11 protein-coding genes are annotated in these 12,046 nt (G+C 44.5%); 4 read left to right on the forward strand and 7 right to left on the reverse strand.

Translation table 11 applies throughout. The features are described 5' to 3' along the window. Window positions 1-41: 41 nt before the first annotated feature. The gene (locus ABD744_RS17330; protein WP_344799814.1) at window positions 42-2,450 is read right to left on the reverse strand and encodes a DNA internalization-related competence protein ComEC/Rec2; all 2,409 of its coding nucleotides are present in this window, start codon (window positions 2,448-2,450) and stop codon (window positions 42-44) included. 17 nt (window positions 2,451-2,467) lie between these two features. Between ABD744_RS17330 and ABD744_RS17335 the strand changes: the two genes are divergently transcribed. Then, window positions 2,468-3,004: a DUF2062 domain-containing protein gene (locus ABD744_RS17335; RefSeq protein WP_344799815.1), complete on the forward strand. Its 537-nt coding sequence runs from the start codon at window positions 2,468-2,470 to the stop codon at window positions 3,002-3,004. On the opposite strand, the gene lolD is transcribed toward ABD744_RS17335, so the two are convergent. Both lolD and ABD744_RS17345 read right to left on the reverse strand, forming a co-directional pair. After that, window positions 2,998-3,681, reverse strand: a complete 684-nt coding sequence (gene lolD, locus ABD744_RS17340; protein ID WP_344799816.1) for a lipoprotein-releasing ABC transporter ATP-binding protein LolD — start codon at window positions 3,679-3,681, stop codon at window positions 2,998-3,000. The two genes, ABD744_RS17335 and lolD, sit on opposite strands and share 7 nt — an antisense overlap. Continuing rightward, window positions 3,674-4,915, reverse strand: a complete 1,242-nt coding sequence (locus ABD744_RS17345; protein ID WP_344799817.1) for a lipoprotein-releasing ABC transporter permease subunit — start codon at window positions 4,913-4,915, stop codon at window positions 3,674-3,676. Before ABD744_RS17345 ends, lolD begins: the two co-directional genes overlap by 8 nt. A 147-nt stretch (window positions 4,916-5,062) precedes the next feature. On the opposite strand from ABD744_RS17345, the gene ABD744_RS17350 reads away from it, so the two are divergent. From ABD744_RS17350 to ABD744_RS17360, 3 genes are all read left to right on the forward strand, one after another. Then, window positions 5,063-5,644: a PilZ domain-containing protein gene (locus ABD744_RS17350; protein ID WP_344799818.1), complete on the forward strand. Its 582-nt coding sequence runs from the start codon at window positions 5,063-5,065 to the stop codon at window positions 5,642-5,644. Beyond that, the gene (locus tag ABD744_RS17355; RefSeq protein WP_344799819.1) at window positions 5,641-5,940 is read left to right on the forward strand and encodes a hypothetical protein; all 300 of its coding nucleotides are present in this window, start codon (window positions 5,641-5,643) and stop codon (window positions 5,938-5,940) included. Before ABD744_RS17350 ends, ABD744_RS17355 begins: the two co-directional genes overlap by 4 nt. A gap of 159 nt (window positions 5,941-6,099) precedes the next feature. Further along, the gene (locus ABD744_RS17360) at window positions 6,100-6,807 is read left to right on the forward strand and encodes a hypothetical protein (protein ID WP_344799820.1); all 708 of its coding nucleotides are present in this window, start codon (window positions 6,100-6,102) and stop codon (window positions 6,805-6,807) included. Window positions 6,808-6,892: 85 nt separating this feature from the next. Here ABD744_RS17360 and dinG read toward each other — a convergent pair whose 3' ends face one another. The 4 genes from dinG to ABD744_RS17380 form a co-directional block, all read right to left on the reverse strand. Next, a complete protein-coding gene (gene dinG, locus ABD744_RS17365; RefSeq protein WP_344799821.1) occupies window positions 6,893-9,031 on the reverse strand; it encodes an ATP-dependent DNA helicase DinG in 2,139 nt (712 codons plus the stop codon). Between the two features lie 9 nt (window positions 9,032-9,040). After that, a complete protein-coding gene (locus tag ABD744_RS17370) occupies window positions 9,041-10,048 on the reverse strand; it encodes a general secretion pathway protein GspB (protein WP_344799822.1) in 1,008 nt (335 codons plus the stop codon). Continuing rightward, window positions 10,048-11,664, reverse strand: a complete 1,617-nt coding sequence (locus ABD744_RS17375; protein WP_344799823.1) for an ExeA family protein — start codon at window positions 11,662-11,664, stop codon at window positions 10,048-10,050. Before ABD744_RS17375 ends, ABD744_RS17370 begins: the two co-directional genes overlap by 1 nt. 188 nt (window positions 11,665-11,852) lie before the next feature. Then, a partial coding sequence (locus tag ABD744_RS17380; RefSeq protein ID WP_344799824.1) for a hypothetical protein occupies window positions 11,853-12,046 on the reverse strand: 194 nt, incomplete at its 5' end.

A 12,046-nucleotide genomic window follows, 5' to 3' on the forward strand; every position in this document is an offset into this window, starting at 1 on the left:
AACGAGCTGAGAATAAAGGTTTTTTAGGCCGTTCGCAAAACCTAAAGTCCAATCTTTCTGTTTGTTGTCCAGTAAGATTCTTTTAATGTGCGCCACATCAAAGGAGGGCTAAGTCCGTCTTGATTTTCAAGGTCGAATCTAATCGCCCCACTGACCGCCGTATTCAATACCTCAACCCCTGCATTCCGGTATCGCTCAACCACCACCTTGGATGGATGCCCATAGCGATTAAGGGCGCCTGACGAGGCCACAACCCACGAAGGCGAAACCTCCTGAATGAATGCCATGGAGCTGGAACTCTTACTCCCATGATGAGGCATCGACAAAATATCTGAAGAAAGGCGAACATCCCCTTTTTTTGCCATTGCAATTAATTCTTTTTCCACTTTGACCGATATATCTCCAACCAGCAACAGGCTGTGATTCCCGTACTCCAACCGAATTACACAGGAAGTATCATTATTGCTCATAAGCTCATTATGTAATTTACTCTGCGGATTCGGCCACAGAACCTCTATCCGACTTCCCTGCCAAGACAAGCCATCGCCATAACTGCAACTCTTAACCTGCCCGCCCAATAAACTCAGGAGGTCCGATTGGTAATTCGCATGCAGCGTGTCTGGTCGATATCGACTATCAAGCAGCGCCTCCAAACCACCACTATGATCAGAGTCCGAATGACTGATGAAGACATGATCAACAACCTTCACCTGCTTATGCCCCAAAAACGGAATAACAACAGCATCAGAGGCATTAAAGTTGCCAAATTTGAAACCGACATCATAAATCATGGCCCTGCGATCCCGAGTAATGACGACCGATTGTGCTTGGCCAACATCCAGGAACCACACTTCGAAATGGGCACTCTCGTCTCGTCCCAATAAAATAATAAACACCACCGCCAACACACCAAACGCTCGGTACACCAGCCCCAGCGGCATAAGCGCACAAACAGCAAATACAAACACAGCCACGGATGGATGATAATAATTTAAATCAAGGTTCATATGATTCAGCCACTGCACTGAATCAGACACACAATCCAAAATACCCACCAGTAAGGAACCAAGTAGCTTGAATAGCCATAAAGCTACACTTTCAGACCACCAAAAAATAACACAAGCTACCACCAACGAAGGAACCACAAAAACAGAAAACAAAGGGATAAGCAGCAAATTCCACAACGCGGCTAAAGAAACAGGCGCTCCCTGCATCCAAATTAAAACAGGTAAGAGAATGAAACTGACAGATAATTGAAGTTTAAGAAGCGTCCAGAAATAGCGCCTTAGCGTTAGGAAAAACCGTTTAAGCCATGAACTTTTCAGCTCAGTGCCATTATTCCCCCTCCCTCGCCCCCAAAACGGAAGAATCAACCCAACAATAGCCAAGAAAGACATCCAAAAGCCAAGCGAAACAACCTGTTCAGGCCACATCGCCAGTATCAACCAAAAGGAGCCCCCCAAAACTTGCCAAATCGTCGTCTGATACGAAAAAACACGAACCGCACGCCATATTGATATAAAAATAGCAGCACGCACCGCCGAAACCGGAAGCGCTATCTCCGTCACATACCACCAAACACAAGCTACAGTCAGAATTTCACTTAACACGCCAGCAAACCAGCTCAGCTTAGAACCTAATATGGCCTGGCACCCAAGCAGAGATAACCGTGAAAAAATTAAAAGTACGCCAAACAACAGTCCAACGTGAAGACCGCTGATAACAAATAAGTGAATTAAACCGGAGCTAGACAGTAAGTCTTTATCTTGCTCAACTATTCCTGATTTATTTCCAAATAATAGAGCCTTAACCAACCCCAAAGACCGTACCTGCCTGAGTGATTCTCCCTGAGCCTGAGACGCCAGCTTTTCTTGCAGTCGATCAAACCAGCCCACACTAAGATTACACGAGAGCGGTGTAACCTCCCCCTTCACATAACCGACCGCCCATATTTTTTTAGAAAACAACCAGTGCTCATAATCAAAGCCACCAGGATTACTCAAACCAATGGGCGGTTTTAATCGAACTTTTGCTTTATAAGAACACCCTTTAACATAAACACCCTCTTGATAATCATTAAGCTGAATCTTTTTATCCTGCCAGGAAAAACAACCCTCAGATTCAGCACATGAATTATTGTCTACAATAAGAAAAGTTGTTTTTGTTCCCCATGAAAAGACATCAGAACCGGACACCGCTTGAATCGTCAAACTCCGCTCAAGCACCTCATAAGGAAAAGCGTCATCAGACATTGACTGTACGCAGTAATGAAACAAGAACGGAGCCATTCCTAAAACAGTAAATAAAACAATGATTTTATTAGAGCGTAAGGTAGAATAGCCGCCGGATAAGAGAAGCAGAAAAACAAGCACAACGATGAAGTGCTCCTGCAAAAAAGCCAGAGCATACGCTGAGATTAAAGCTGTAATGGCAAGTACGTTGACTAACAAAACAAGACCGATATTTTATGGCACTCAAAGACCTTAAAATTAAAATCCCTTCACGCGAAGAAATATTGGCCATCAATTCGCTGAAATTCATGCACGGTCTCATTAGTGAGCCCAATTTGTGGCACTTTAATCGCAGGTCCGCAGCCAGAGCAGCACTTATCGGCTTATTTTGCGCGATGATTCCAATGCCATTTCAAATGGTGCTCGCTGCATTTTTAGCATTCTATTTGACGGCAAACATTCCGCTATCAATTGGTCTTGTCTGGATATCCAACCCAATCACAATGCCACCACTGTTTTTTGCAACGTACAAGTTTGGTGCCTGGTTGCTCGGCACTGAGCCCGTTGAATCTTTCGAATTTACGACAGAGTGGCTGGCAAACGGACTTGCGGTCGTTTGGATGCCCCTCTATTTTGGCTCTGCAATAGCAGGCATTCTTTTAGGTGCAACAGGTTACGTATCTGTAAGATTTGCCTGGAGATACAGAGTCATTCAGAAATGGAAAAGGCGTGCAAAAGCACGCCAGAAGAGAAGCAAACAAGAAACTCAATAGTCGGTAGACACTCGGCCTTCCACTAGATTCAAACGGCGCCCCATGCGCTCAGCCAGACTTAAATCATGAGTCACGACAACAAAAGATACATTCATTTCCTGATTGATATTTTTAATGAGGTCATGAATGTGCTCTGCGGTATCAAAATCCAGATTGCCCGTAGGTTCGTCCATCAAAACACACTTTGGGTTCGCCGCTAAGGCTCTTGCAATCGCCACACGCTGACGCTCCCCTCCGGATAACTCACCCGCACGATGATCATAGCGATGAGACAGTTTTACTTGATCCAGCAACTCACGTGCCGTTGAAATAGCTTTGGCCCGCTTTTCACCTGCGATCCACAATGGCATAGCTACATTTTCTTCTGCAGAAAACTCAGGCAACAAGTGATGAAACTGATAAACAAACCCTAAATTCTGATTTCTCAGCAAGCCCTTCTTTCTCTCGGAAAGCTTTTCAAAACTTTCCCCCATCAAAAGCACTTCGCCCTCCGAAGGTAAATCCAGCCCACCCAACATGTTTAGCAAGGTCGATTTACCAGAACCGGAAGCACCAGTAATGGCCAACATTTCTCCCGCACGAATCTCCAGATCAACATCATGCAAAACGGATGTTTTCAGGTCACCATCAACAAAGGTTTTAGAGACGCCGGAACATTTAAGAACAATATCAGTCATAACGCAAAGCCTCCGCCGGCTGGATTTTAGATGCCCGATAAGCCGGATATAAAGTAGCTAAAAGGCTTAAAACCAAAGCAGCCACAGAGATAAAACCCACGTCCTCCCAGCGAAGCTGCGAAGGCAAATAACTGATAAAATAAACATTCTCATTCAGAAACTGAACATTAAAGAGAGACTCAATACCACTTACGATATCAGTAACGGTTAATGCCAAAATCACACCCAACGTTGTACCCAACAAGGTCCCTACCAGTCCGATCAAAAAACCCTGAACAACAAAAATACCCATAATAGTGGCTGGTGAAGCGCCCATGGTTCTTAAAATAGCGATATCACTCTGCTTCTCTGTCACCATAATAATTAAGGTCGATACGATATTAAATGCCGCCACAGCAACGATCATCAGCAACAATAAACCGATCATTTTCTTTTCCATTTGAATTGCCTGAAATAAATTCCCATGGCTTCTCACCCAACTGCTGGCATAGAAACGTCCTGGCAAGTCAGAAGCCAAACGCCATGCAACATAAGGCGCCTCAAATAAGTCATTCAGCTTCAGTCGAACCCCATGAACAGCATCCCCCAACCTAAATAACCGAGCGCCATCATTAATGTGGATATAGGCCGCTGAGGCATCCAAATCAGCCCCCACTTTGAAAATTCCTACGACAGTAAAACGCTTTAGTCTCGGCATGACCCCCGCAGGAGACAAACTGGCTTCCGGCAAAACCAACGTGACTTTATCACCGATAATTGCACCCAATTGACGCGCCAGCAGTTCGCCTAAAACAATTCCGAAACGACCGCCTTCAAGATCTTCAAGGCTGCCTTCTTTTATATGATTACCAACAATGGACACGTCCGTTTCATATTGGGGGTCAATACCAGTGATTAAAGCGCCTTTTACATTGCCTTGATGCGTCAACATGCCTTCCGCATTAATGAAAGGCGCAACACCAATCACATCTTCATGTTGATTCACTTGTTCCGCGATCATTTCCCAATCGCGCATACCACCTTGCTCTGTAATGGTTGCATGTGGAACCATTCCAAGAATTCGGCTACGAAGCTCCTGATCAAAGCCGTTCATCACAGACAACACAGTAATGAGTACCGCCACGCCAAGCATAAGCCCGAGCATAGAAATTAAAGAGATGAAAGAAATAAAGTGATTTCGGCGACGCGCTCTCGTATAGCGCAGCCCAACGAGCAAAGGAATATTGGTTTTCATAATCTTTTTGAACAATAAATGAGACGCTAGTGTGTGCTAGGCTTTAGGGAATATCAAGAAAAAGATGAGCCACATCCAAAATACCAACACCTTTGGAATCAATACGTTAGAATGTCGTGAATAATTGACTGCAAATTGGAGTACAAAATGGCAAGTGAACAAAGGGAATACATTCGAATCAAAGACAAAGCCATCATCCGCCTGTCTTTTTTATCGGAAAAACCATTAATTAATAATGAGTTCCCATTGCCTTTGCCTCCTCACTTTAAGCTGCTCAACCAAATCGTTGCAGCAGAGGCCGAAGAAGGCAACCTACTTCACGCCATAGAAACTGACTCTAGCTCCACAGCCAAATATTTTAAAATCGTAAATGCAAAAATTGAGTCTTTAGCAAAATTGATACTGGCCAGCCACCCTGAGTCCAATAAATATCCGGAACAAAACGTATCCATCAGTGAAACGGGCATTGATTTCTACCATTCAAAACCCGCTAGCGCTGAAAGTTTTGTAGCCATCAACATGATTTTTCTACCGAACTACCTAAGTTTCGAAGTCTACGCTAAAGTTATTACTTGTGAGCCAATCGAGGATAATGAACTAAACCTTGATCCAATGTATCGCTACGGACTTCAATTCGTTAACATTGAAGAACATGACCGAGATAAGATTGCTCGCAGAATATTTCACAAACAACTAGAAGAAAGACGAAAACAGAGACTGGGCCAATGAACAAGCTATATAAATCAACATTAACAGCAGTTTTAGCAGCTGGCGCTTTTATCAATCCAATGACATCTATGTCTGATGAAGTGGCTGTCCCTGTGGCCCAGCAAGCACAAGAACACTCAGATATTGTCCGACCACATAACGGCATGTCGATGAAAGCAGTTGAAATGAAACTCGGCCAACCGCTTTCAATTTCAGGCCCGGTAGGAGAGCCCCCCATCACAACTTGGGAGTACGAGCTCTTTAATGTATATTTTGAACGTAACTTAGTGATACATTCTGTATTAAAACATAACTAAAAATAAGTAAAAATTCGCCAGAGACAAGCTAAAGTTATTGAATTGAGAAGTCTGCGTCAGAGACAGTCCTCTCAAGGGAAGTTGTTTTCATTGGAGCTGTAATCTTGAAAACACACCTACTTTATAGTCTTTCAGAAAATTCGAATAGGATGCGACCTCATGCTTTACGAACTAAAAAAATGCTCCACCAAACACTTACTTTCCACGCTGGTCGCTGCACCAGTGTTGGCGCTGGCAGCAACCAGCGTTCAGGCAGACGTAGTTGAGTTAACACCAAACGAACTCAACTCGGCATACATTAAAGACTCGACGATCTACATCCCGAAAAGCACACAAAAAAGAATTCAGAAAAAAATTGTCAACGTGAAGTTTACACCGGGCACTGGCGACCCTGATCAAGTGGATCGTGAAACCGAACTGGACGAGCAGGCAGAGTTAACAACGTTAGCCGCGATGCAGGCTGACGGTGCCTGGGATTCAACCCGAATGGAAACATCTCTTGCAAATTCAACTCAGGTTAATATCCAGCCGGACCCGAACCAATTAATTCCCAGAGACCTTCCTGGTGCGCCTGATGGCTTTGTACTTCGCGACAATGTCAATTACACACCAGATACCCTAAGGGAGCTGGGATTCACCATTCCAGGCACTAACGATCCTATCCCAGATCTTTCGTATGGAGGCCAGTTCTATACTGACAACCTAAGTGTTTCTTCAGATGGCACCCATGGCACCATACAAATCCCAGTAAACGACCCTAACTTTCAATCAGGGTTGCCAGCGGGCGGCATCAATACGGACATTCTGTCCATCAACCAGACGCTTCAAAATGCCATCAACATTCGGCTAAAAATCCCGCAAAACTGATCAAACCAAAGGCCTCTCTCACCATTAGCGAGGCCTCCTTTTAGTTCAGCCATCTTCATCATCAAACCATTCTGTATTTATCAAACTACTCGATGACCAAACGATATGGCGGCAAGCTGTCAATCAAAGCCTGACCGTACCTTTGGGTGACAATCCTTCGATCCATCAAAGTGATTTGACCTCGATCCGTTTCGGACCTTAGCAAGCGTCCACAAGCCTGAACCAACTTCACCGACGCATCTGCGACCGAGATATGGAAAAAAGGATTAATTTTTCGGGATTCCAACCACTCGGAAAGTGTCTTACCCACAGGGTCATCCGGTACAGCAAATGGAATTCTCGCAATCATCACATGCGTGCAGTAGTCCCCGGGAAGATCAACCCCCTCCGCTAAGCTGGCCAGCCCAACCAACACACTCGGCAACCCCAAATCCACACGCTGTTTGTGGCGTTTTATTAATTCCTGCTTACTCATTTCGCCCTGAATCAAACACTTTTCGCGATAAGTAGAAGGCACCAACGACATAACATTCTGTAACTGCCGACGAGAAGAAAACAATAACAAACTGCCTTTATCGTTTTTTGTCAGATCAGGAAGGCGAAGTGCAATGTCCTCAGAGTGCTGCTGTTCCTGGCTCGGCAAAGACCTCAGATTAGGTACGACAAGTTGTGCATTTTGCCAATCAAAGGGGCTCATTACCTGTTCGGACACGGCATTATTGTAGAGTCCAACACTGGTTTTATATCTGTCGAATTTCCCCAGGGCAGTTAAAGTCGCGGACGTCACAACTGCGCCAAAACATCTCGACCAAAGAAACCGTTTTAAGTCATCACTGGCCATAATCGGGCTGGTATTGACCTGATAGTCCACCTGATGATTGTACTCAACCATGTCCACCCAGCGCGCAACCGGCAAAGCCCCTTCTTCAGGGGTTTCGGAAAACCGAATCCACAGCGTTTGTCTTCGTTCAACTTCACTGATCACCATAGACAACCAAGATTGAAGTTGTTCCAACTCCGCTGGCACAACCTTATCTTTTTCTTCTATCAAGTCATCAACAGCGCCCAACAACTTATTGTACTGAAGCACCAAACGATTATAGGTCAGTTTAATCTGGGCGCTCTGCTCTCTCAGCTCTTCCGGAACACGGCCAAGATCAAACCGAATTCTGGCAAGCGCTTTATCATGCTCGCTGTCCCTTAGTTCTTCCCGTGGCAGACCTGTTGAGTGCTCAAACAAATCATAATTATGCTGAATGTACTCGTTCAGCTCTGAATGAATGACAGGAATAACACGACAAAACTCATCGATTCGTCGATCATCTACGGTTTGCGGAATTCTAGCTAAAACCCGGTCTAACTGCTTATGCCATAATCGACTTTCCATCAAGCCCGCTTGAGACGAAAAGTGATTTATTGCTTTATCCGGAAGGTGATGCCCTTCATCAAACACATAAATGGTATCTTCCGGCGCCGGGAGTACATAACCCCCTCCGAGACTCAAATCCGAAAGAACCAAGTCATGGTTAGCGACAATTACGTCACTTTTATCAAGCGTCTGCCGAGCCTCAAAAAAAGGACATTGATTATACATAGGGCACTTTCTGCCCGAACAGCGATGCTGATCCGTAGTAATGACGGTTTTAATTTCATCAGACAAGTCATCCGGCCAGTCATCAATATCGCCTCCCCATTCATCACTCTCAAATGCCTGAGCCAGCCGATCCAGCTCAGGTATGAGGTTCCTATCCGTTTGAAGCTCTACCTCATCTTCAAACAAGAACATGTTTTGATCATTTTGCGCCGGGGAAATGGCCAATTTAAGGTTTACCGGGCACATATAACGTCTACGGCCCTTGGCTAAGGCAAAAGTGAACTCCAGACCTGAGTTCTTATGAACGTCAGGCAAATCCTTAAGAACAATTTGTTCCTGCAAAGCAACCGTAGCCGTCGAAATGATAATCCTTTTATCATGGGACTTTGCAATAGGAATGACTGACAACAAGTACGACAGCGTTTTACCCGTACCAGTACCAGCCTCTACAAGCGCAACGTATGGGTCTGTCCCCATTCGATTATCGTCGCTATCGGTTTTGATATTCCCCAGCGTTCTCGCCAAAACGGCAATCATTTGCTTTTGGCCGTGCCTTGGCTTCAAATCTTTTTCAGAAAGAAATTGCCGGTAAGCACCTTGAATATTTTTCTTCAGAGCATCAGTTAACATGGATTCTTACTATCTACCTTGCCAATCTTCAAAAGAAGACATATAAAACTGAACGCCACTCAAATTAAAAATCACGCCATCTTCCGTAATTGATTGCAACATTAAACTCTGATTCAACCAATCACCCTCTTTGTATTTAGCATTACCGAAACGAACACTTCTGGACTCAGCACGAGAAGAATATAAGTGACTTGAAAATATGATTTTCGGTATTTTTATTTGTTGTTCACGCGTTAAGTCTCGAATTTTCGGCAATCTGGAAATATCTTGTGAAGCGGATTGATCATTCACATTATACGAACCTTCATTCCCACTATTAGATGTATTCCTGGGCTTAATCACTTCAGGCTCAGCCAATAAGTCTTTAAGCGGATTTCCATTCTGTCGACTGGAGCTAACATCAACCACATCGTATTTCGGCTCGTAAGGCTCATTCGAAATTTCCCGATAACGCTCTTTTATTCCTCTCGGCTTGATCACTTCAGAACCGGAGACCAATATTTGATTGCTGTTAGTGTCTGTGTAATGACTGCGCGGCCTGATTACTTCAGGCTCCAGGTTCTCAGCTTCCGCCACAGGAATATTCGTCTGAGCCTGATAATGCTCCCTATAATAGGGTTTAAAACGCTGATTCACCTGGTCAGTACTGGTCACTGAAAGCTCTTCAGCAACGGAATCACCAGGCAAGGCTGAACTTACCTGAACAGATTCTGAAGACGGGATAGAAGGTGCGCTCTGACCTTCATTCAAAGAGCCCGCATCACGATACTCCGTAACCGGCTCATGAACCAAAGGGGCTGGATTAGCGCTATGAGGAAAGAGCTGATCTTTAAAAACAATAAGCAGCACCGTAATATTGATCACCACAAGACCAACCACCAACGCCCAAATCAACCACTTTTTATCATCAGAATGTTGATTAGCACCCGCGACCATCCGACCTTGAAACGAACCAACAACGTCTTGATTTCGACGTTCTTGCTCTGACTTACGAAGTGCATCCAATATATAAGACATTATCCTTGCTCTCCGTTCACTACTGACAGCTGCTCTTGTGATTCCTTCGCTGTTGAATCCGCCCTTTTGGTTTTGCGATTCATGTCATTTAACACAGGCACAGGCTCAATAAAGGTATTCAACAGCATGATGGTTTCAGGGCCTATGACGCCATCACTGTCAACACCAGAGCGCCTTTGAAAGGCTTTAACCTGCTGAGAAAGCGCCTGATCATAAAGATCACTATCAATACCCTCACCCTTATCCACTAAAAAGTTACGCACTTGCTGAATGTATGGATGCACATCTCCTGGTTTCAAAAGAACATCATTCACTTCTGGCTTGAGCCATAAATAATGCACCTTGCCAGTCCATAATTGCTCAAACACGTCTTTCGTAATCACCTTTTCAGTAAGATCGCTATTAATCACGACAGAAAAGTCCCCCGCATCAGACATACCAGAAACAAGAATTTCTTCAATTCGACCTTGAAACAACATCGAAGCCACGAACGGCCTGTTCATTTTACCTAACGCCGTAACGTCGATATTCTTTATGCCGCAAGAAACTCGCGTAGTCGATAAGGTTTCGCATAACTGACGCCACTGATTGGGCAACCCGTTTATACCCCACAAACGCCCCAAACCTGTGTAAGCCTTGGTATTAAACAGGGCTTCCAGCACATCTTGTTCAAGTTCATTTGCCATGGTAATTGCATCAGCAGCCACATAGGGAGCCACTGGCTGTAACTCGGCCTTTGTAACGGATACCAACTTCTCAGCTTTCTGAGTACCCAATGAGCTGCCAAACCAATAAAGCATAATTGCTAACTGCAAGACGACCACGCCCCCAAGAAGCGTTTTTAGGTTTAAATAAGAGTAAGACGTCTCCCCTTTTTGCTCACCTAAAACTTCCTTAGCAGCTTTTCGTAAAATTTTTACCGTCGCACTGTTGCCGTTACTGCTGTATACCCCCAGTAATGTACGATCACAAATCAAATTAATTAAACGAGGAACACCGCCACTGGCTTTCTCGATAATTTTTGCGGTACTGTCAGGAAATAGCGCCATACGGCAGCCAGCTACCGCAAGGCGATGCCGAACGTAAGGAATAATGTCTTTTCGGTCAAGCCTGCCCATATGGAATCGCGCGGTAACTCGCTGAGAGAGTTGCCTCAGCTCAGGCCTGGCCAACAAATCCAACAACTCCGGCTGGCCAAGCAAGATAATCTGCAATAACTTTTTCTGATCAGTTTCAAGATTGGTCAACAATCGAAGTTGTTCAAGTACATCAACGGATAAGTTTTGAGCTTCATCAATCAGCAAAACGGTATTCTTACCTGCTGCATGATTCGATAACAAACGACCCGTAATCATGTCTGTCAGCGACTTAATCGAAACATCATCCTCAACCCGGGCAATGCCCAAATCATCACACATGGACTCCAACAACTCAAGAGCAGTCTGTTTAGGGTTTACGATATATGCAACATCAATATGATCATCCAACTGTTTCAAAAAACAGCGGCATACTGTCGTTTTTCCGGTACCCACTTCACCCGTTAATAATATAAAACCACCGTCTTGCTGAACTCCATAGGTGAGATGCGCCAACGCTTCACGATGTTGGTCACTCATGTACAGGTATCTAGGGTCTGGAGCGATAGAGAAAGGTCGGTCTGTTAAACCAAAATACTCGTTATACATAATGAATTACTTGAGGACAGAAACGAAAAAACAAAATAGCACGCTTAAAATAAAAAAGCAGGCGCAACAGTATCAACTGCTGAACCTGCTCTCCAGTTAAAAATAACTATGAGAAAAGTCTATTGAACCCCAAAATTACTGATATCTACCGGTAAAACCTGGAACGTGCCGTCAAGATAGCGAACCTCCCATTCATTTTCACCAGTGTTTGGATCGTAGTCCTCACAAGAACTGTAGTTGTCGTCTACTTCCTCAATTACCCCGTTAACACGCTCAATTTTCTTTCCTGAGATTAAGCCGGAGCTGAAGTCAA

It is taken from the genome of Litoribacillus peritrichatus, assembly GCF_039537985.1.
Classification (GTDB): domain Bacteria; phylum Pseudomonadota; class Gammaproteobacteria; order Pseudomonadales; family Litoribrevibacteraceae; genus Litoribacillus; species Litoribacillus peritrichatus.